Origin of the sequence: Haloarcula halobia, from assembly GCF_029338255.1 — an archaeon.
In the GTDB taxonomy this organism is placed as follows: domain Archaea; phylum Halobacteriota; class Halobacteria; order Halobacteriales; family Haloarculaceae; genus Haloarcula; species Haloarcula halobia.
On sequence record NZ_CP119787.1, the window covers coordinates 1,706,355 to 1,726,819 of the forward strand.

Below are 20,465 nucleotides of genomic sequence, written 5' to 3' on the forward strand. Positions count from 1 at the left end.
AGTCTTGAATCTTCGCCCGTGCGGGCGAGGAACCGTAACTGGTTCCAGACCGAGAACTGGCGTCGGAAGACGTTTCGAACCCTTTTTGAGTGCCACCAAGCAAGGAACGCGCATGGCAATCAAACCCGCCTACGTCAAGAAGACAGGGCGACTGCTGATGGAACGATACCCGGACGCCTTCGGCGCCGACTTCGAGCACAACAAGGACGTCGTCGAGGAGCTGACCAACATCGAGTCCAAGGGCGTCCGCAACCGCATCGCAGGCTACGTCACCAGCAAGCAGAACGCCGCCGTCGAAGCGTAACCCGTCTCTTCTCCGCTACTCGCGCCCCGGTAGTCACTGCTCCGTCTCGGCCGCGGCCTGGGCCGCCTCGGACTGGTTTCGCCGGTGGACGATGCCCTGCATGTTGGCGACGCGACCGGCGATGTCCCGGAAGGCGCCGCCGGTCTCGCTGTCCTCGTCGAGGACGATGGGCCGGCCGCCGTCGCCGCCCTCGCGCACGGACGGGTCCAGGGGCACCTCCCCGAGGAAGGGCATGTCGGTCTCCGCGGCGAACTCGCGGCCGCCGCCGCTCCCGAAGATGTCGTGGTCGCCCCCACAGTCCGGACAGACGAACGTCGACATGTTCTCGACGATGCCGAGCACCGGCGTCTCGTGGCGGCCGAACATGCGCAGTCCCTTGCGGGCGTCGTCCAGCGCCACCTCCTGTGGCGTCGTGACGATGACCGCCCCCGAGACGGGCACGCGCTGGAGCATCGTCAGCTGCGTGTCGCCGGTACCCGGGGGCAGGTCGACGATCATGTAATCTAAGTGGCCCCAGCGGACGTCGTTCCACAGCTGGGTGAGCACGTTGTCGACCATCGGCCCCCGGAAGATGACCGGGTCGTCTTTCCCGACGAGGAAGTCCATGCTCATCAGGCGGAGGCCGTGCTTCTCGACGGGGAGGATCTCCTCGTCCTCGGTTGCCTGCGGGGACTCGTCGGCGCCGAGCATCCGCGGGACGTTCGGCCCGTAGACGTCGGCGTCGAAGAGGCCCACGCGCGCGCCCAGCTGCGAGAGGCCGGCCGCGAGATTCACGGCGACGGTGGACTTCCCGACGCCGCCTTTCCCGGAGGCGACGGCGATGATGTTCTTGACCGTCGGGAGCGGGTCGCCCTCCTCCGGGACGCCCCGGTCGACGCTCGCCGAGAGGTCGACCGTCCGGTCGAGGTCCGACAGCGCCTCGCGGACCTCGCTGGCGATGGCAGTCTCCGTCGGGGAATAGGGCGCCCCCAGTGCGAGGTCGACCCGGACCTCGTCGTCGGTGACGTCGATGCTGTTTACCAGTCCCAGGGTGACCAGGTCGTCGCCGAGGTCCGGGTCGTCCACGGTACGGAGTCGCTCCCGGACGTCGTCTTCGTTCATGCATGCGGGTAGGCCACGGAGGAGCGATAAGGATTGTGACACCCGGAGCGGTGACTGGCGCCGTCAGGGGCGGCGGAACACGTACGTGGTTGTCCCGTTGGGCCCCAGCGCGTGGGTCACCCGGAGTTCGCCGTCCTCGTGGTCGAACTCGAGTCGGTCGGCGGGGCCGCGGAAGGCGTGCAGCGGCATCTCCGCTTCGACGCTGCCGTCGGCGGTCACGGTGACCCGCGTGCGCCCGCCGAAGGTCGCCTGGAGGTGACCCTCGCCGGTCGCCTCGACGGCCGATTCCCCGGCGAAGCGCTCCAGCTGGCGCCGGACGGCCACGCGGTCCGCCGGATCGACGACGGTCCCGCCGTCTGTGCGTGTACGTTCGTCCATACCGGACACGTTGTCACTGGAGCGGCAAGTCGGTTCTGGGCCCGTCGGACACCTGTCCCCGTGTGAGTGCGCTACAGGGTGTCTGTGGCCCTGTCACGTGTGGCGCTTGCTTCGTTGCGTTTAAATACAACCCCGGAATATGGACAGGTACACTCGTGTAGGGGGAGCGCCCCCGAGTCCGTGCGACGCGGGCGCGAGTTTCCAGACAGCGCGTGTCGTGGTAGCCAAGCCTGGCCCAAGGCGCAGGGTTGCTAACTCTGTGGCGTACAGCCTCCTGGGTTCGAATCCCAGCCACGACGCTCACCCAACGATTACCCACATATGAGTGCAGAAGACCCCACCCCGGACGAGGACGCGGATGCCGAAGAGGAGGACATCCGCTACTTCGTCCGCATCGGACAGACCGACCTCGACGGGACCAAGTCCGTCGAGCGAGCGCTGACAGAACTGAACGGCATCGGCCACCGCGCCGCTCGCGTCATCGCCCAGACGGCGGGCGTCGACCGGCGGGCGGTCTTCGGTAAACTCGACGACGACGTCATCGACGACGTGGTCGAGGCCGTCGAGAACTACGCCGACGAGGTCCCCGAGTGGATGACCAACCACCAGAAGGGCTACTTCTCCGGTGAGACCACCCACGAGACGGGCAACGACCTGCAGCTCACCCGTCGGCAGGACATCAACCGCATGAAGATGATCGACTCCTACCGCGGCGTCCGCCACAAGCGCGGCCAGAAGGTCCGCGGGCAGCGAACCAAGTCTACCGGCCGAACGGAGGGCACCATCGGTGTCAACGTCGAGGCCATCAAGGAAGAGCAGGCCGAGGAAGCCGCCGCGGAGGATGACGAATAATGGCGCTCGGGTCCAATACCAAGTTCTACGAGACGCCCAACCACCCGTTCCAGGGCGAGCGCATTGCCGACGAGAAGAACCTCAGCGGGCGCTACGGCCTGAAGAACAAGGAGGAGCTGTGGCGCGCACAGTCCGAACTGCGCGGCTACCGCCGTGAGGCCCGGAAGCTGCTGGGTCGCGCCGGCGAAAACGAGACAGAGGCCGAGGAGTTCCTCGCCCGCCTCCAGCGCTACGGCATCCTCAGCGAGACGGACGCGCTGGACGACGTCCTGTCGCTGGACGTCACCGACGTCCTCGAGCGCCGACTCCAGACGGTCGCCTACCGCAAGGGCTACGGCAACACGCCCGAGCAGGCCCGTCAGTTCATCGTCCACGGGCACATCGTGCTGGACGGCCAGCGTGTCACGCGCCCGTCGATGAAAGTCGAGGTCGCCGTCGAGGACACCATCGGCTTCGACGAGAACAGCTCGCTGTCGGACGAACTCCACCCCGCCCGAGCGGAGGCCCAAGAATGAGCGACGAGACAGACGACATCTGGGGCATCGCCCACGTCCACGCATCGTTCAACAACACCATCATCACCATCACCGACCAGACCGGCGCGGAGACGCTCGCGAAGAGCTCCGGCGGGACGGTCGTCAAGCAGAACCGCGACGAGGCATCGCCCTACGCGGCCATGCAGATGGCCGAGGTCGTCGCCGAGAAGGCGCTCGACCGCGGCATCGAGGGCGTCCACGTCCGCGTCCGGGGCCCCGGCGGGAACCAGCAGACCTCCCCCGGACCGGGTGCGCAGGCGACCATCCGAGCGCTGGCCCGTGCCGGCCTCGAGATCGGCCGCATCGAGGACGTCACGCCGACGCCCCACGACGGCACCCGCGCACCAAAGAACTCCGGGTTCTAACCAATGACACAGGACTACGAGGTCGAGTTCGTCGAACGCGGTGAGCGCGAGAGCCTCGTGCTCGTACGCGGCATCACGCCGGCGTTCGCCAACGGCATCCGCCGGGCGATGATCGCCGACGTGCCGACCTTCAGCATCGACACCGTCCGCGTCATCGAGAACACCAGCGTGATGTTCAACGAGCAGATCGGCCTCCGACTGGGGCTGGTCCCGCTGACCACCGACCTCGACGACTTCGAGATCGGTGACGAGGTGACGCTGTCGCTGTCTGTCGAGGGGCCCAACACGGCCTACTCCAGCGACCTCGTCTCCAGTGACGCGATGGTCGAACCCGCCGACGACAACATCCCGATCATCGACCTGAAGGAGGGCCAGCGCCTCGAAGTCGAGGCCGAAGCCGTCCTCGACACCGGTCGGGAACACGCGAAGCACCAGGGCGGCGTGGCCGTGGGCTACCGCCACCTGCAGCGCGTGTCCGTCGTCGGCGACAAGGGCGAGTTCGAGGACGACGACCCGAACATCCTTCGGGGCGTCATCGAGGAGCAGGCCGCCGAACACGCGGCCGTCGACGCCACGAACGGCGATCTCGTCCGGACCGCCGAGTTCGACAACGACCTCCGGAACCGCTATCCGGGCAAAGACCTCGAGGTGGAGGACGTCGAGAACGCCTTCGTGTTCCACGTCGAGACCGACGGATCGTTCACCACCGACGAACTGGTCCTGCGCGCGGTCGAGACGCTGCGTGACCGCGCGACGGAACTGAAAGACGCGATCCAGCTATAAGTACAGATGCCCCGTAACACACCCACGCCGCCGATGACCGCCCGCCCCCCGAGCGCGAGGACCGAAAGGGGTTTTACGGGGCACGAAAAACGCAGTAATGCACGCAGGGATAGCCAAGTCTGGCCAACGGCGCAGCGTTCAGGGCGCTGTCCCGTAGGGGTCCGCAGGTTCAAATCCTGCTCCCTGCACTTTTCCTACAAAGGAGGAACGCTATGAGCAAGACGAATCCGAGACTCAGTAGTCTCATCGCCGACCTGAAGTCGGCCGCCCGGTCGTCGGGCGGCGCCGTCTGGGGCGACGTCGCCGAGCGCCTAGAGAAGCCCCGGCGCACACACGCGGAAGTCAACCTGGGCCGCATCGAGCGGTACGCACAGGAAGACGAGACCGTCGTGGTGCCGGGCAAGGTGCTTGGCTCCGGCGTCCTGCAGAAGGACGTCACCGTCGCCGCCGTCGACTTCTCCGGAACCGCCGAGAAGAAGATCGACCAGGTCGGAGAGGCTGTATCACTGGAACAGGCAATCGAAAACAACCCCGAGGGCTCACACGTCCGGGTGATCCGATGAGCGTCGCAGAGTTCGACGCGGACGTCGTCGTCGACGCCCGCGACTGTATCATGGGTCGCGTCGCCTCGCAGGTGGCAGAGACGGCACTCGACGGCCAGACGGTGGCCGTCGTCAACGCGGAGCGGGCCGTCGTCACCGGCAGCGAGAACCAGATCAAAGCGAAGTACAAGAAGCGCGTCGACGTCGGCGACGACAACGCGTACTTCTACCCGAAGCGACCGGACGGCATCCTCAAGCGCTCGATCCGCGGCATGCTTCCCCACAAGAAGGCCCGCGGTCGCGAGGCCTTCGAGAACGTCCGCGTCTACGTCGGCAACCCGTACGACGAGGACGGGGACGTACTGGAGGGGACGTCGCTGGACCGACTGTCGAACATCAAGTTCGTCACGCTGGCAGAGATCAGCGAGACGCTCGGAGCGAACAAGACATGGTAACGAACACGTCAGGCAAGAAGAAGACGGCCGTCGCCCGCGCGACCATCCGCGAGGGCGAGGGGCGTGTGCGTATCGACTCCCAGCCGGTCGAACTGGTCGAACCGGAGCTGGCCCAGCTGAAGATGCTGGAGCCGTTCCGCATCGCCGAGGACGACCTGCGCGACGAGATCGACGTCGAGGTGACCGTCGAGGGCGGCGGCGTGATGGGGCAGGCCGACGCGGCCCGGACCGCCATCGCTCGCGGCCTCGTCGAGTTCACCAACGACGCCGAACTCCGCGACGCGTACATGGAGTTCGACCGTTCGCTGCTGGTCAACGACGTTCGACAGTCCGAACCCAAGAAGTGGGGCGGCCCCGGCGCACGGGCCCGCTACCAGAAATCGTACCGCTGAGGTGATGCAGGTATGATGGTACCGGTTCGGTGTTTCACCTGTGGTAACGTCGTCGCCGAGCACTGGGAGGAGTTCAAGGCGCGCACGCGAGAGGCCGAAGAGCCCGAGGATCCCGAGATGGTCCTCGACGAGCTCGGCGTCGAGCGGCACTGCTGTCGCCGGATGCTCGTCTCGCACAAGGACCTCGTCGACATCGTCGCACCCTACCAATGAACGCACAGGAAAGCCGATACGAGAAGGCCCGCAAACTCGGCGCACGAGCGCTGCAGCTGGCCCACGGTGCACCCGTGCTCATCGAGACGGAGCACACGCAGCCGATACTCATCGCTGCCGAAGAGTACGACGCTGGCGTGCTCCCGTTCACGGTCAGACGAGGTGACCACAAGTGACACGCATCACGGACGTCCGACTCCGCCGCATCCTCGACTCGCGTGGCAACGCGACCGTCGAGGCCGACGTCATCACCGAGAGTGGTGGCTTCGGGCGCGGCAAGGCACCGAGCGGCGCAAGCACCGGCGAGTACGAGGCCATCGAACTCCCGGCCAACGAGTCCATCGCGAAGGCCCGCGAAGAGGCCGTCCCGCGACTCGTCGGGGAGGTCCACGCCGGGAACCAGCGCGACGTCGACGCGGCCCTGCACGCCGCCGACGGCACGGACGACTTCTCGGGCATCGGCGCCAACAGCGCCGTCGCCATCTCCATGGCGGCCGCGAAGGCCGGTGCCGACGTGCTGGGCGCCCCCCTGTTCCAGCACCTCGGTGGCACCTTCCGTGGCAACGAGTTCCCGACGCCGCTGGGGAACATCATCGGCGGCGGCGAACACGCCGCGGACGCCACCAACATCCAGGAGTTCCTCGCGGCCCCCGTCGGCGCGCCGAGCGTCGAGGAGGCCGTCTTCGCCAACGCCGCGGTCCACCAGGAGGTCCACGACATCCTGATGGAACGCGACCTGCCTTCGGGCAAGGGCGACGAGGGCGCCTGGGCACCCTCGATCTCGGACGACGAAGCGTTCGAGATCATGGACGAAGCCGTCGAGACGGTGGCCGACGAGTTCGGCTTCGCCATCTCCTTCGGCCTCGACGTCGCCGGCGCGGAGCTGTACGACGACGAGGAGGGCGGCTACGTCTACGACGACCAGGTCCGCTCCACCGGGGAGCAGATCGAGTACATCGCCCAGAAGGTCCGGGAGTACGACCTCGTCTACGTCGAGGACCCCCTCGACGAGAACGACTACGAGGCTTTCGCCGACCTCACGGACGAGGTGGGCGACCAGACGCTCGTCTGTGGCGACGACCTCTTCGTGACGAACGTCGAGCGCCTCCAGCGCGGCATCGGCGTCGGTGCTGGCAACTCCATCCTCATCAAGCCCAACCAGATCGGGACGTTGACCGACGCGGTCGACGCTATCGAGCTGGCGACCGAGGACGGCTACGAGTCGGTCGTCTCCCACCGCAGCGGCGAGACCGAGGACACGACCATCGCACACCTCGCCGTCGCGACCGCGGCCCCGTTCATCAAGACGGGCGCGGTCGGCGGCGAACGCACAGCCAAACTGAACGAACTCATCCGTATCGAAGACAACGCAGTATGAGCGGCAACGAAAAAGAAGGGCTCGACGCGGCGGACTCCGACTACGACCCGTCCAGCGAGGACGAGGCAGCGGACGCCGACGCCGACCCCGAGACGGCCGACGAACAGGTCGCCGACGCCGAGGACAGTCCCTCGGCCGAGGCCGAAGAAACAACCGAGGACGACGCCGACGCGGGCCCACAGCTCGACGAGGACGTCATGCCCGGCGAGCAGGAGGAAGCGGACCTCCTCATCCCCGTCGAGGACTACCTTGGCGCCGGTGTCCACATCGGGACCCAGCAGAAGACCAAGGACATGGAGCGGTTCATCCACCGCGTCCGGACCGACGGGCTCTACGTGCTGGACGTCTCGATGACCGACGAGCGCATCCGCACGGCCGCGGACTTCCTGGCCAACTACGAGCCCGAGCAGATCCTCGTGGCTTCGTCGCGCCAGTACGGCCGGTTCCCGGCCGAGAAGTTCGCCGACGCCGTCGGTGCTCGTGCTCGAACGGGCCGGTTCATCCCCGGCACGCTGACGAACCCGGACTACGACGGCTACATCGAACCCGACGTCGTGGTCGTCACCGACCCGATCGGTGACTCCCAGGCCGTCAAGGAGGCCATCACGGTGGGCATCCCGGTCATCGCGATGTGTGACTCCAACAACACCACGTCGAACGTCGACCTGGTCGTCCCGACGAACAACAAGGGGCGCAAGGCGCTGTCGGTCGTCTACTGGCTGCTGGCCAACGAGACGCTCGACCGCCGCGGTGCCGAGCCGTCGTACGGACTCGACGACTTCGAGTCCGAGATCTGACGCCCGATTCTCACGATTCGTCCTCCGGTGTGCCTGTCCAGTGGCGACACCTGTCAGCCCGAGCAAAAGACATAGATGCCCCCCACGAGAACGCCAGTCCATGGCAGAAGGCGATTCCCTCCTCAACGCGGCCATCGGGGCCGTCGCGACAGCCCTCCTCAGTGGATTCGTCCCCTTCGCACCGGTCTTCGGTGGCGCACTCGCCGGCTACCTCGAGGGCGGCGAGCGAAACGACGGACTCAGAGTGGGCCTCGTCTCCGGGCTCATCGGCCTCGTGTTCGCGGCAATCCTGTTCGTCCTCTTTTTCGTGGTATTCGTCGTGTTCCTCGGCTTCGCCGGCGCGCCCCGCGGGTTCGGTGCGTTCGGCCTCCTCGTGTTCGTCGTCGGTGGCCTGTTCGGGGCCGTCTACATCGTCGGGCTGAGCGCGCTGGGCGGGTGGCTGGGCAACTACGTCAAGAACGACACCAGCCTCGGCAGCTGAGTCCGGCTTCGGGAGCAACTATTTTGCTCCTGCCGACGAGAGTGCGTCCAGAGATGCGAGAGCCGCTCGTCGACGCCGGGTGGGGGGCCCTGGTGACGCTGGCGCTGTCGGTCGTCCCGTTCTCGACGGCGCTGGGCGGGGCCGTCGCGGCCACCCGGCACGGTGGCGGGTACGGGACGGGCCTGGCACTCGGGACGCTGGCGGGCATCGTCGCGATGGTGCCCCTCCTCGTGCTGTTTGTCCCGGCGCTGTTCCTCGCCGGGCAGCTCGGGCTCGGCATCCCGCCCGGGGCGCCGGGCTACGAGCTCTTCCTCGCGCTGGTCGCCGCGTTCTTCCTGACGTACACCGTCGGCCTGAGCGCTCTTGGCGGGCTGGGCGGCGCGTGGGCCGCGACCCACACCGACTGGGACCTCGACCCGGCGCGCTGGCTGTGAGGGTGGGGCCAAACGAGTTGGCACATGATTCAAACGTATCCGGTCCTACTTCTCCCTCGATGACAACTCTGCCGCCCGGCCCGAAGGGCGAACCCCTGTTCGGGAGCAGTCGGACGTACGCGCGCGACCCGTTCCGGTTCATCTCGGCCCTGGAGCGGGCCTACGGGGACGTGACCCGCTTCGACATGGGGCCGATGGACACCTACATGATCTGCGACCCGACGGCCATCGAGCGCATCCTCGTCTCGGAGGCCGACCGGTTCCGCAAGCCGGACTTCCGGGGCGACGCGCTGGGGGACCTGCTGGGCGAGGGGCTGCTGTTGAGCGAGGGCGAGACGTGGGAACGGCAACGCCAGCTGGCGAACCCGGCGTTCTCGATGTCACGGCTCTCGGGGATGGCCGACCGCATCACCGGCCACGCGACGGACCGGCTGGAAGGGTGGGACCCGGGCGACGTCGTCGACGTCGAGCGGGAGATGACACGGACGACGCTCGACGTCATCCTCGATCTGATGATGGGCGTCGAGCTCTCCGAGGAGCGGGTCCGGACCATCGAGGAGCAGCTCGTGCCGCTGGGCCAGCGCTTCGAACCGGACCCCATCCGCTTTGCCGCCCCGCGGTGGATGCCCATGCCCGACGACGCGGCCTTCGATTCGGCCGTCGCGACGCTGGACTCGGTTCTGGACGACGTCATCGCCGTCCGTGAGGAGACCGTCGGTACCGACGCGGACGGCCCGATGGACTTCCTCTCGATTCTCATCCGCGCTCGCGACGACGGCGTCGAGTCCCCCGAGCAGCTGCGCGACGAGATGATGACGATGCTGCTGGCCGGCCACGACACGACGGCGCTGACGCTGACCTACACCTGGTTCCTGCTCTCGGAACACCCCGAGGCGGAACGGCGGGTCCACGAGGAACTCGACGCGGTGGTCGGCGACGCCGAACCGGGGATGGAACACGTCCGCGACCTCGAGTACTTAGAGTGGGTCATCCAGGAGGCGATGCGCCTGTACCCGCCCGTCTACACCATCTTCCGGGAACCCACGGAGGACGTGACGCTGTCGGGCTACCCCGCCGAAGCTGGTACGACGCTGATGCTCCCCCAGTGGGGCGTCCACCGCTCGGCGCGGTTCTACGACGACCCGGAGACGTTCGACCCCGAGCGCTGGCGGCCGGAGCGAGCCAAGCAGCGCCCACGGTTCGCGTACTTCCCGTTCGGCGGCGGCCCGCGTCACTGCATCGGCAAGCACCTGGCGATGCTCGAGGCACAGCTCATCGTCGCGGCCACGGCGCAGCGCTTCCGCCTGGAGTTCCTCGGTGAGACGCCGCTGGAACTGCTGCCCTCGCTGACGGCCCACCCACGCCAGGAGATGCAGATGCGTGTGGTGGAACGCTGACGTCGCCGGTCCGAAAACACCTAACACGCAGGGCGTTCACGGGCGGGTATGGTCACGTCGAGCGCTCCCGGGAAGGTGTACCTGTTCGGGGAGCACGCAGTCGTCTACGGTGAGCCGGCGGTCCCCTGTGCCATCGAGCGCCGGGCCCGCGTGACGGCCACCGAGCGAGCAGAGGGGTTGCGCATCCACGCCGAGGACCTCACACTCGACGGGTACACCGTCGAGTACACCGGCGCGGAGGGGGACCGACCGGACATCGACGTCTCGGACTCGCTGGTCGAGGCCGGCATCGGCTACATCCAGGCGGCCGTCGAGCAGGCCCGGGACGCGGCCGACCGGCCCGACGCCGGGTTCGAGATCGTCGTCGAGAGCGACATCCCGCTGGGTGCGGGACTTGGCTCCTCGGCGGCCGTCGTCGTCGCCGCCATCGACGCCGCCACGCGGGAACTGGGCGTCGAACTCGCCCCCGAGGAGATCGCCGAGCGCGCCTACCAGGTCGAGTACGAGGTCCAGGACGGTCAGGCCTCCCGGGCCGACACCTTCTGCTCGGCGATGGGCGGCGCCGTCCGGGTCGAGGGCGACGACTGCCGGCGCATCGAGGGCGTCGACGCGCTCCCCTTTGTCATCGGCTACGACGGCGGCGCCGGTGACACCGGGAAACTCGTCGCGGGCGTCCGCGAGCTGCGCGAGGAGTACGACTTCGCGGCCGACACGGTCGCGGCCATCGGCGACGTGGTCCGCGAGGGAGAGTCCGTCCTCGGGACGAGCGACTACGAGACGCTGGGCGAGCTGATGGACTTCAACCACGGCCTGCTCTCGGCGCTGGGGGTCTCCTCGCGCTCGCTGGACGCGATGGTGTGGGCCGCCCGCGACGCCGACGCGCTGGGCGCGAAGCTGACGGGCGCCGGCGGCGGCGGGTGTATCGTCGCCCTCGACGAGACCGACGAGACGCTGACGGCGCTGCGCTACACCCCCGGCTGTGCCCGGGCGTTCCGCGCCGAGCTGGCGACCGACGGAATCTGCAAGGAATGACCGTCGTCCTGAAGCTGGGCGGGAGCGTGGTGACCGAGAAGGACCGCCCCGAGACCGTCGACGACGGGGCGCTCGCGCACGCCGCCGATGCCGTCGCGGCCGCCGACCACGACATAGTCCTCGTCCACGGCGGCGGGAGCTTCGGCCACCACCACGCCGCCGAGTACGGCGTCAGCACGACCGAGGGGACCCGCGACCCAGAGGGCGTCCGAGCCATTCACGGCGCGATGAGGCGCCTCAACGACGCCGTCGTGAGCGCACTCGCCGAGCGAGACGTCCCGGCGGTCCCCGTTCACCCGTTCTCCGCCGGCGCTCGCGACGCCGCGGGCGACCTGACGTTGCCGACCGCCCAGGTCCGGACGCTGCTCGCAGAGGGCTTCGTCCCCGTCCTCCACGGCGATCTCGTGGCCCACGCGGGGCGAGGTGCGACGGTGCTCAGCGGCGACGAACTGGTCGTCGAACTGGCGCCGGCGGTCGACGCTGACCGCGTCGGGGTCTGTTCGACGGTCCCCGGGGTCCTGGACGAGGCGGGCGACGTCGTCGAGCACATCGCGGCCTTCGAGGACGTGGCGGCCGCTCTCGGCGGGAGCGACGCGACGGACGTCTCGGGTGGGATGGCTGCGAAGGTCAGGGCACTCCTCACACTTGACGCGCCGGCACAGGTCTTCGGCCCCGACTCGCTTGGGGCCTTCCTCGATGGCGAGTCGCCGGGGACGACCATCGAGGGCGGGCACCCAGGCGCCGGCGCGGAGTAAGGTCGGCGTAACCTATTTCAGCGGCGTTATCGATTGTGGACCCATGACCGCTGTTGGCCTCGCTGACCTCTACCGCTACGGTACTCGGTTTCTGGGCGCCCTCCTGGTCGTACTGCTCGCGAGTGCGCTCCTGGCCGGTGCCGGCGTCGCTCTCGTCGGCACCGGGCAGCTCGCCTCGCTCTCCGGCGGTGGCGGGAGTCGCGCGATAGCGGGCGTCGTGCTCATCGCGCTGGGCGCCCTGGTCGCCCTGTCTGGCCTCGTCGGCCTCGGACACAAGCTCATCGCAGACGCCGTCATGGTCGGGACGGCGGCCGCCGCTGTCCGGGACGGACCGGCCGCCGAAGACACGCCGGCCGCCGACGAGTCGTCGGCGGACGCGGCCGAGACGGCTGCGAGTGCTGCCGCAGCGGGCGCAGCGGCCCGCAGCGACAGCGAGGCCACGGCCGGGGAGACCGCGGCCGAGCCAGCCGACTCGGGTCCGGACTCGTCGCCCGACCACGCGACCGACCCGTCGAGTTCCCACACCCACGCGGACCCGTCGAGTTCGGCCCCCACCGCCGACCCGGTCAGTACGGACCAGTCGTCTCCCGACTCGCAGGCAGCGCCCGGAGACGACACACCCGCCCCTGGGGCGACCGACGATGGTCCCGCTCAGCCACCGGCGGCCGAAGCGGCGTCGGACGAGGCGCACGACGCCGACGAGGGTGCTGCCGGTCCCGCCGGCGACGACTCGTCGGCGGCCGACCAGTCGGTGGCGGACCTGAAGGCGGACGACTTCCAGCCGAAAGTGTCGACCGAGTCTGTCGACGCTGACGGCGACACCGACGGCTCTGTGTCACCCGAGGCGTCCGGGAGTGAGTCAGACACGCCCGTGGACGCGACTCCGGGGACCGACGAACCCGAGGAGTGGACGCCGCCGGACCCCGCCGAGTTCGAGGCGGCGGGCGCCGACGAGCCGACGTCGGCCCGGGACGACCCGGCGGCCGCCTCGGACCGGGATGCGGACGACGGGTCCGGCGCCGACGACCACGCCGAGTCGGTCTCGAGGCCCCGGACAGCCGAGGATCTGTTCGGGGACGGGAGTTCCGACGGGGACGCCGATGCGGCGGACGACGACGCTGAGGCCGGAGCCCTCGAGGACCAGTCCGACGACGACCAGACGCTCGCCGACGAGGGCGTGAGCGGCTTCCAGCCGGCGAGCGAGGAGGACCCTCTCTCGGATGCCCTCGACGACGAGTAGCGCGGCCGAACCCACACCGTTTTAAGAACCGACGTTGTATGCTCGGATAACCGAGCGCACGGCCGTTCGCGAACGCGGTTCGGCGGCCGGCAGACGGCGGGTGTCGTCGTCAGGACGAGAGTCCTTCCACTGCGTCGCCAGGGCTACGGGCGTACCCGGTCGGCCTTGGCGACGACGCGGAACCGAGACGCCGTTGCACAGCTGCTACCGTCGCTGCCTCCCCCGACCGCTCTCCGCGACCGGCTCTACTCGGACCTACAACTATGGAAGTCGAAATTGCGACAATCGGCGGTTACGAGGCTGTTGGCCGACAGATGACGGCTGTCCGTGCAGGTGACGACGTCGTCATCTTCGACATGGGCCTCAACCTCTCGAAGGTACTGATTCACGACAACGTCGAGACCGAGCGGATGCACTCGCTGGACCTCATCGACATGGGTGCCATCCCGGACGACCGCGTCATGTCCGACCTCGAGGGCGACGTGAAGGCCATCGTGCCGACGCACGGTCACCTCGACCACATCGGCGCCATCTCGAAGCTGGCCCACCGGTACGACGCGCCCATCGTGGCGACGCCCTTTACCATCGAGCTGGTCAAACAGCAGATCAAGGGCGAGGAGAAGTTCGGCGTCCAGAACGACCTCGTGAAGATGGAGGCCGGCGAGCGGATGGACATCGGCGACAAGAACGAACTCGAGTTCGTCAACGTGACCCACTCCATCATCGACGCCATCAACCCCGTCCTCCACACGCCGGAGGGCGCGGTCGTCTACGGCCTGGACAAGCGGATGGACCACACGCCGGTCATCGGCGACCCCATCGACATGGAGCGGTTCCGCGAGATCGGCCGCGAGGGCAACGGCGTCCTCTGTTACATCGAGGACTGTACGAACGCGGGCAAGAAGGGGCGGACGCCCTCCGAGGCCGTCGCTCGCCGACACCTGCGGGACGTGATGGAGAGCATCCAGGACTACGACGGCGGCATCGTCGCCACGACGTTCTCCTCGCACATCGCCCGCGTGAAGAGCCTCGTGGAGTTCGCCGACGACATCGGCCGCCAGCCGGTCTTGCTGGGCCGCTCGATGGAGAAGTACTCCGGCACCGCAGAGCGGCTGGACTTCGTCGACTTCCCGGAAGACCTCGGGATGTACGGCCACCGCAAGTCCGTCGACCGCACGTTCAAGCGGATCATGAACGAGGGCAAGGAGAACTTCCTGCCCATCGTCACCGGACACCAGGGCGAGCCACGGGCGATGCTCACCCGCATGGGCCGCGGCGAGACCCCCTACGAACTGGACGACGGCGACAAAGTGCTGTTCTCGGCCCGGGTCATCCCGGAGCCGACGAACGAGGGCCAGCGCTACCAGTCCGAGAAGCTGCTGGGCATGCAGGGCGCCCGTATCTACGACGACATCCACGTCTCGGGCCACCTCCGGCAGGAAGGGCACTACGAGATGCTCGACGCCCTCCAGCCCCAGCACGTCATCCCCGCCCACCAGAGCCTCGAAGGGTTCGCGCCCTACGTGGACTTAGCGGAGAACCAGGGCTACAAGGTGGGCCGTGACCTGCACATCACCCGCAACGGGAACATGATCCAGCTCACGGACTAACGCAATGTCCGAACGCCATCAGCAGGTCGAAGACGCCATCCTCGCCCGGCGCGAGCGGGTCAACGCGGCCCTCCCCGAGGACCTGCCGGTCCAGAAACCGGAGCACCTCTACGAGGCGACCCGGTACCTGCTGGACGCTGGCGGCAAGCGACTCCGTCCGACGGTCCTCCTGCTGGTCGCGGAGTCGCTGCTCGACGTCGACCCGCTGTCGGCGGACTACCGTGAGTTCCCGACGTTGGACGGCGGCCGCGCCGACGTGATGGCGGCCGCACTGGCCATCGAGGTCATCCAGACGTTCACGCTCATCCACGACGACATCATGGACGACGACGACCTCCGCCGCGGGGTCCCGGCCGTCCACAAGGAGTACGACCTCTCGACGGCCATCCTGGCCGGCGACACGCTCTACTCCAAGGCGTTCGAGTTCCTGCTGTCGACCGGGGCCGCGGACGACCGGACCGTCGCTGCCAACCGGCGACTGGCGACGACCTGCACCCGCATCTGCGAGGGGCAGTCGCTCGACATCGAGTTCGAGGACCGCTCGGCCGTGACGCCCGACGAGTACCTCGAGATGGTCGAGCTCAAGACGGCGGTGCTCTACGGCGCGTCGACGTCCGTCCCGGCGACGCTGCTCGGCGCCGACGAGGAGACCGTCGAGGCACTGTACAACCACGGCCTCGACGTCGGCCGGGCGTTCCAGATTCAGGACGACCTGCTCGACCTGACGACGCCATCGGAGAAGCTTGGCAAGCAGCGCGGGTCGGACCTGGTCGAGAACAAGCAGACGCTCGTGACACTCCACGCACGCCAGCAGGGCGTCGACGTGGAGAACCTGGTCGATTCGGACTCGGTCGATGAGGTCTCGGAGGCCGAGATCGACGCCGCGGTCGAACGCCTCCGCGAGGCCGGATCCATCGAGTACGCCCGCAACCGGGCCCAGGAGCTGGTCCAGAGCGGCAAGGAGAACCTCGAGGTCCTTCCGGACAACGAGGCCCGCGACCTGCTTTCCGGCATCGCGGACTACCTCGTCGAACGCGAGTACTGAGTTCCTGTCCTTTCTCGGCGTCTTCGGTGACCGCTAGCGGCCGCGCTGGCGTGGACCGACATATCTCTCGGCCGAACAGGACGCCGTGACACGACTCGTCCTCTAAGGCGGGAAAGGCGGCGTCGGGAAGACGACCGTCGCGGCGCCCACGGGCCTCCGATTCGCCGCCGCGGCGAGGAGACGCTGGCCGTGTCGGCGGCGACCCGGTCGAGACCCGACGCCGTTTTGACCGGGGCGGTGTCAGGTGCGTGTATGGACGACGCCCTACGGCAGCGCATCGAGGAGGCCGCCGAGACCAACGCCCTCCTCAACGCGGTCAAACACGACAGCGAGGCACAGGTCGGGGCCATCATGGGCCCGCTCATGGGCCAGAACCCCGACTTCCGTGAGTACGGCGACGAGATTCCGGGTGTCATCGCGCCGGTCGTCGACCGGGTCAACGAGATGGACGCCGCCGAGCGACGCGCCCGATTGGCGGAACTCGCCCCGGAGAAACTCGCGGAACTGGAGGCCGAGGACGAGGGCGAGGACCACCCGCTGCCCGACTTGCCGGGCGCAGAGGACGTCGAGACGGTCCGGATGCGCGTCGCGCCGAACCCCAACGGCCCGTGGCACATCGGCCACGCGCGGATGGCCGCCGTCGTGGGCACCTACAAGGAGCGCTACGACGGCGAGTTCGTCTGCCGGTTCGACGACACCGACCCCGAGACCAAGCGGCCCGACCTCGAGGCCTACGACCAGATCCTCCACGCCATCGACTACCTGGGCTTCGAACCCGACGACGTGGTCCGGGCGAGCGACCGGGTCGAGACGTACTACGAGTACGCCCGGGACCTCATCGACGCCGGGGGAGCCTACACCTGCTCGTGTCCACAGGGCGAGTTCTCGGACCTGAAGAACAGCGGCGAGGCCTGCCCGCACCGCGAGAAGGACGCAGCGACCGTCCGCGAGGAGTTCGACGCGATGGTCGACGGCGAGTACGACAGCGGCGAGATGGTCCTGCGGGTCCGGACCGACATCACCCACAAGAACCCCGCGCTGCGTGACTTCGTCGCGTTCCGGATGATCGACACGCCCCACCCCCGCGAGGAAGCCGCCGAGTACCGCTGCTGGCCGATGCTGGACTTCCAGAGCGGGCTGGACGACCACCTGCTTGGGGTCACCCACATCATCCGCGGCATCGACCTGCAGGACTCCGCGAAGCGCCAGCGGTTCGTCTACGACTACTTCGACTGGGAGTACCCCGAGGTCGTCCACTGGGGGCACGTCCAGGTCGACGAGTACGACGTCTCGCTGTCGACCTCGACGATCTCCGAACTCGTCGCCGACGGCGAACTCGACGGCTGGGACGATCCGCGCGCGCCGACGGTCGCCAGCCTCGAACGCCGGGGCATCCGCGGCCAGGCGCTGGTCGAGGCGATGGTCGGACTCGGCACCTCCACGTCGAACGTCGACCTCGCGATGTCCTCGGTGTACGCCAACAACCGCGACATGATCGACGACGAGACCGACCGCGCGTTCTTCGTCCGCGAGGACGACGACCACGGCGGCCTCGTCGAGCGGATGGTCGTCGGCGGTCCCGACGAGGGCCACCCGCCGGTCCATCCGGACCACGAGGACCGCGGCGAGCGCGACATCTCCGTCGCGAACGGCGTCGCCATCGAGGGCGACGACCTGCCACCCCACGGCGAGCGCGTCTGGCTGAAGGGCTACGGCTGTGTCCGCCACACCCGCGACACCTTCGAGTACGCCGGCGACGACATCAGCGCGGTTCGCGAGGAGGGCGTCGACGTGGTCCACTGGGCTCCGGCCGACGGCCCCGACCTCCGCTTGCGGACGATGGACGGCGACGTGACGGGCCGGGTCGAACCGGGCGTCCTCGAGTACGACCCGGACGACCTGCTCCAGTTCGAGCGCATCGGGTTCGCCCGCCTCGACGCCGTCGACCCCGACGGCGAGTCGGTCGCGTACTTCGCACACCCCTGACTGCGGGCAGGACGGCCGCCTCGCTGTGGCGGCGCCCGAACCCTTTTTTACGGGGACGGTCGGATTCACCGACGTGACTCACAGCGACGCCACGACGGTCACGGTCCAGCGCGACCTCCCCTTCCAGGAGGTCGACGGCGAGGTGCTCCACCTGGACCTCTACGAGGCGACGGCGGCGAGCGGTCCGAAACCGATGGCGGTCCTCGTCCGCGGCGGCGGGTTCGCCGTCGGCGACAAGGGCGAGTTCGCGCGCCACGCCATCGACCTGGCCGAAGACGGCTACCTCGTGGTCGAACCGCAGTACCGCCTCGCCCCGGAGTGGACGTTCCCGGCCCCGCTGGTGGACGTCAAGGCCGCCGTGGAGTGGTGCCGGGCGGAAGGCGAGGCCTACGGTGGTGACCCGACCCGCGTCGTCGCCGCCGGCCACTCCGCCGGAGCGAACCTCGTGGTCCTTGCGGCCGCGACACCCGACGACCCGGCCCTCGAACCCGACCTGTACCCCGGGACCTCGTCGGCGCTCTCGGCCGTCGCCGGCTACGCCGGGGTCTACGACTTCCGGGCCTTCGCCCGACTCGACGATGCCGAGACGGACGTAGACACGCACGCCCAGTACCTCGGTGGCACGCCCGGCGAGGTGCCGGAGGCCTACGAGCTGGCCTCGCCGGTGGCCCAGGCCGACGTCTCGATGCCCCCAACGCTGCTGATGCACGGGCGCGACGACGCGGTGATTCCCCCACAGCAGACGGAGCTCATGGCCGAGGCGCTGGGGCCGCTGACCTCGGTGAACCACGACGTCGTCCCAGGCGGCCACGGGTTCCCGTTCAACGGGGCGTTCTACGACGACGTCTACGAGCGAACCGCGACCTTCTTCGACCAGCACGCCGGTGCCGGACCCGCGACTGACACCGGCCACGGGGTGAGTGGGCCGCCGGACGGCGGGTCGACTCCCCGCTGACGGTCGAAACTTTAAGTATCCACGCCGAGTGGTCCCAGATACCAATGGCGATAGACCCAGAGTTCGAGGACAACCGCGAGGCCGTTGCACAGCACGACGGACACAACGTGTGGGGCCCCGTCGAGGAACCGGAGACGCTCGGCATCCACGGCACACACGTCGCCGTTGACTTCGACATCTGTATCGCCGACGGCGCCTGCCTGGAGGACTGTCCCGTCGACGTCTTCGAGTGGGTCGACACGCCGGACCACCCCGAGAGCGAGATCAAGGCCGACCCCGCCCACGAGGACCAGTGCATCGACTGCATGCTCTGTGTAGACGTCTGTCCGGTCGACGCCATCGACGTCGACCCCGGTCGGGCCGGTCGTATCTGATCGCGCACCGCACTCGCCGTCCCGCGTGGTAGAGGCGCGGTCCGCCGGACGCGTTCGCAATCTGGCCCGCCCAGCGACTGGTGTCCCATCGTAGAGTCGTCAGTCGCCCTCGATACCGGCAACCCTCTCGTGTCATCGGGTTTTGTAAACATAAGTTTATTACCGACCCGAATGTGACATACGGCCACGAGGGTCGTGAGAACTATGCACACTGTAGTCTTGACGAAAGGTGTCCCCGACTTCCGTGAAGGACAGGTCTCCTTCGACGAGGACGGGCATCTCGAACGCGGGAAGACACCGACGGTGATGAATCCGAACGACAAACACGCGCTCCGGGCGGCGTTCCAGACGAAGGTCAGGAACGGCGGGACGGTCTCCCTGATGAGTATGGGTCCACCGGGGTATCAGGAAGTCCTCCAGGAGGGGATGCGGGACGTCTACGCCGACGACCTCTATCTCCTCTCCGACCGGGAGATGGGGGCCGCAGACACCTGGGCGACGGCCATGACCGTCGCAACCGGCCTCGAGAAGCTCGAGAACCCGCCGGACCTCGTGTTCGCGGGATTCAAGACCGCGGACGGAGAGACCGGCCACACCGGCCCCCAGACCTGCTGGTGTCTCGACTGGCCGATCATCACCCACGTCATCTCGCTGGACATCGACGAGGACGAGCAGGTGGTGCGGGCAAAGCGCCTGGTCGACGGCGACATCTCGGAGATAGAGACCGTCGAGGCGCCGATGCCGTGTTTCATCGTCGCCGACCCCGAGTTCGAACCGACCTACCGGCGGGCCGAACACCGCCTGAAGCACAAGGACCTCCGCGAGGAGACACAGGAGCGGGCCGAGAACTACGAGGACCTGGTGACGGTGTGGGACCACGAGGACCTCAACCTCGACCCGGACTACATCGGGCTGGACGGCTCGCCGACCATCGTTGCCGGCGTCGACCCCATCCCGAAGGCACCCTCCGAGCGGGAGGCGACACACGTCGAGGCCGACGACGACGCGGCGATGGAAGCGGTACTCGACGAACTGACCCCCTACGCGGCAGGTGACTGAC

General features: G+C 68.3%; 26 protein-coding genes and 2 tRNA genes. 26 read left to right on the forward strand and 2 right to left on the reverse strand.

The genetic code is table 11. The features are described from left to right. Positions 1-112 precede the first annotated feature (112 nt). Positions 113-304: a 30S ribosomal protein S17e gene (locus tag P1K88_RS09085; RefSeq protein WP_276409869.1), complete on the forward strand. Its 192-nt coding sequence runs from the start codon at positions 113-115 to the stop codon at positions 302-304. A gap of 33 nt (positions 305-337) precedes the next feature. On the opposite strand, the gene P1K88_RS09090 is transcribed toward P1K88_RS09085, so the two are convergent. Beyond that, on the reverse strand, positions 338-1,405 hold the full coding sequence (locus P1K88_RS09090) for an Mrp/NBP35 family ATP-binding protein (RefSeq protein WP_276409870.1): 1,068 nt from the start codon (positions 1,403-1,405) through the stop codon (positions 338-340). A 63-nt stretch (positions 1,406-1,468) separates the two neighbouring features. Further along, positions 1,469-1,783, reverse strand: coding sequence for a hypothetical protein (locus tag P1K88_RS09095; protein WP_276409871.1), 315 nt, complete (start codon positions 1,781-1,783; stop codon positions 1,469-1,471). A gap of 214 nt (positions 1,784-1,997) precedes the next feature. On the opposite strand from P1K88_RS09095, the gene P1K88_RS09100 reads away from it, so the two are divergent. The 25 genes from P1K88_RS09100 to P1K88_RS09220 all read left to right on the forward strand — a co-directional run bounded on the left by P1K88_RS09100 (position 1,998) and on the right by P1K88_RS09220 (position 20,464). Then, positions 1,998-2,082 (forward strand) — tRNA-Ser (locus P1K88_RS09100). Positions 2,083-2,104: 22 nt separating this feature from the next. Then, positions 2,105-2,635, forward strand: coding sequence for a 30S ribosomal protein S13 (locus tag P1K88_RS09105; protein ID WP_276409872.1), 531 nt, complete (start codon positions 2,105-2,107; stop codon positions 2,633-2,635). Continuing rightward, the gene (locus P1K88_RS09110; RefSeq protein WP_276409873.1) at positions 2,635-3,150 is read left to right on the forward strand and encodes a 30S ribosomal protein S4; all 516 of its coding nucleotides are present in this window, start codon (positions 2,635-2,637) and stop codon (positions 3,148-3,150) included. The genes P1K88_RS09105 and P1K88_RS09110 overlap by 1 nt, the downstream gene beginning before the upstream one ends. Further along, the gene (locus P1K88_RS09115) at positions 3,147-3,536 is read left to right on the forward strand and encodes a 30S ribosomal protein S11 (RefSeq protein ID WP_276277066.1); all 390 of its coding nucleotides are present in this window, start codon (positions 3,147-3,149) and stop codon (positions 3,534-3,536) included. Before P1K88_RS09110 ends, P1K88_RS09115 begins: the two co-directional genes overlap by 4 nt. A 3-nt stretch (positions 3,537-3,539) precedes the next feature. After that, a complete protein-coding gene (locus tag P1K88_RS09120) occupies positions 3,540-4,319 on the forward strand; it encodes a DNA-directed RNA polymerase subunit D (RefSeq protein ID WP_276409874.1) in 780 nt (259 codons plus the stop codon). Positions 4,320-4,422: 103 nt separating this feature from the next. Continuing rightward, positions 4,423-4,507, forward strand: a tRNA-Leu gene (locus tag P1K88_RS09125). A 24-nt stretch (positions 4,508-4,531) separates the two neighbouring features. Beyond that, positions 4,532-4,882, forward strand: a complete 351-nt coding sequence (locus tag P1K88_RS09130; protein ID WP_276277068.1) for a 50S ribosomal protein L18e — start codon at positions 4,532-4,534, stop codon at positions 4,880-4,882. Next, complete coding sequence (locus P1K88_RS09135) at positions 4,879-5,316, forward strand: 50S ribosomal protein L13 (RefSeq protein WP_276409875.1); 438 nt, start codon at positions 4,879-4,881, stop codon at positions 5,314-5,316. Before P1K88_RS09130 ends, P1K88_RS09135 begins: the two co-directional genes overlap by 4 nt. After that, on the forward strand, positions 5,310-5,708 hold the full coding sequence (locus tag P1K88_RS09140) for a 30S ribosomal protein S9 (protein ID WP_276277070.1): 399 nt from the start codon (positions 5,310-5,312) through the stop codon (positions 5,706-5,708). The genes P1K88_RS09135 and P1K88_RS09140 overlap by 7 nt, the downstream gene beginning before the upstream one ends. Before the next feature lie 12 nt (positions 5,709-5,720). After that, complete coding sequence (locus P1K88_RS09145; RefSeq protein ID WP_276277071.1) at positions 5,721-5,921, forward strand: DNA-directed RNA polymerase subunit N; 201 nt, start codon at positions 5,721-5,723, stop codon at positions 5,919-5,921. Continuing rightward, positions 5,918-6,097, forward strand: coding sequence for a DNA-directed RNA polymerase subunit K (locus P1K88_RS09150; protein ID WP_220618565.1), 180 nt, complete (start codon positions 5,918-5,920; stop codon positions 6,095-6,097). Before P1K88_RS09145 ends, P1K88_RS09150 begins: the two co-directional genes overlap by 4 nt. Beyond that, positions 6,094-7,299 carry a phosphopyruvate hydratase gene (gene eno, locus P1K88_RS09155; protein WP_276409876.1) on the forward strand — a complete coding sequence of 402 codons (1,206 nt, stop codon included), beginning with the start codon at positions 6,094-6,096 and terminating at the stop codon, positions 7,297-7,299. The genes P1K88_RS09150 and eno overlap by 4 nt, the downstream gene beginning before the upstream one ends. Then, complete coding sequence (rpsB, locus tag P1K88_RS09160; protein ID WP_276409877.1) at positions 7,296-8,096, forward strand: 30S ribosomal protein S2; 801 nt, start codon at positions 7,296-7,298, stop codon at positions 8,094-8,096. Before eno ends, rpsB begins: the two co-directional genes overlap by 4 nt. Positions 8,097-8,196: 100 nt before the next feature. Then, the gene (locus P1K88_RS09165; RefSeq protein WP_276409878.1) at positions 8,197-8,577 is read left to right on the forward strand and encodes a DUF5518 domain-containing protein; all 381 of its coding nucleotides are present in this window, start codon (positions 8,197-8,199) and stop codon (positions 8,575-8,577) included. Positions 8,578-8,630: 53 nt separating this feature from the next. Next, positions 8,631-9,011 (forward strand): DUF5518 domain-containing protein, encoded by a 381-nt coding sequence (locus tag P1K88_RS09170; RefSeq protein ID WP_276409879.1) that lies wholly within the window; start codon positions 8,631-8,633, stop codon positions 9,009-9,011. A gap of 59 nt (positions 9,012-9,070) precedes the next feature. Next, the gene (locus P1K88_RS09175; RefSeq protein WP_276409880.1) at positions 9,071-10,408 is read left to right on the forward strand and encodes a cytochrome P450; all 1,338 of its coding nucleotides are present in this window, start codon (positions 9,071-9,073) and stop codon (positions 10,406-10,408) included. Positions 10,409-10,456: 48 nt separating this feature from the next. Continuing rightward, on the forward strand, positions 10,457-11,440 hold the full coding sequence (gene mvk, locus P1K88_RS09180; protein ID WP_276409881.1) for a mevalonate kinase: 984 nt from the start codon (positions 10,457-10,459) through the stop codon (positions 11,438-11,440). Beyond that, positions 11,437-12,195, forward strand: coding sequence for an isopentenyl phosphate kinase (locus tag P1K88_RS09185; protein WP_276409882.1), 759 nt, complete (start codon positions 11,437-11,439; stop codon positions 12,193-12,195). Before mvk ends, P1K88_RS09185 begins: the two co-directional genes overlap by 4 nt. Before the next feature lie 43 nt (positions 12,196-12,238). Continuing rightward, positions 12,239-13,435 carry a hypothetical protein gene (locus P1K88_RS09190; protein WP_276409883.1) on the forward strand — a complete coding sequence of 399 codons (1,197 nt, stop codon included), beginning with the start codon at positions 12,239-12,241 and terminating at the stop codon, positions 13,433-13,435. Positions 13,436-13,698: 263 nt separating this feature from the next. Further along, the gene (locus P1K88_RS09195; protein WP_276409884.1) at positions 13,699-15,045 is read left to right on the forward strand and encodes a ribonuclease J; all 1,347 of its coding nucleotides are present in this window, start codon (positions 13,699-13,701) and stop codon (positions 15,043-15,045) included. 4 nt (positions 15,046-15,049) lie between these two features. Further along, complete coding sequence (gene idsA3, locus P1K88_RS09200; protein ID WP_276409885.1) at positions 15,050-16,090, forward strand: geranylfarnesyl diphosphate synthase; 1,041 nt, start codon at positions 15,050-15,052, stop codon at positions 16,088-16,090. Positions 16,091-16,342: 252 nt separating this feature from the next. Further along, positions 16,343-18,076: a glutamate--tRNA ligase gene (locus P1K88_RS09205; RefSeq protein ID WP_276409886.1), complete on the forward strand. Its 1,734-nt coding sequence runs from the start codon at positions 16,343-16,345 to the stop codon at positions 18,074-18,076. 73 nt (positions 18,077-18,149) lie between these two features. Next, positions 18,150-19,031, forward strand: a complete 882-nt coding sequence (locus P1K88_RS09210) for an alpha/beta hydrolase (protein ID WP_276409887.1) — start codon at positions 18,150-18,152, stop codon at positions 19,029-19,031. 44 nt (positions 19,032-19,075) lie between these two features. Further along, complete coding sequence (locus P1K88_RS09215; protein ID WP_276409888.1) at positions 19,076-19,405, forward strand: 4Fe-4S dicluster domain-containing protein; 330 nt, start codon at positions 19,076-19,078, stop codon at positions 19,403-19,405. Between the two features lie 204 nt (positions 19,406-19,609). Then, complete coding sequence (locus P1K88_RS09220) at positions 19,610-20,464, forward strand: electron transfer flavoprotein subunit beta/FixA family protein (protein ID WP_276409889.1); 855 nt, start codon at positions 19,610-19,612, stop codon at positions 20,462-20,464. Position 20,465 lies beyond the last annotated feature (1 nt).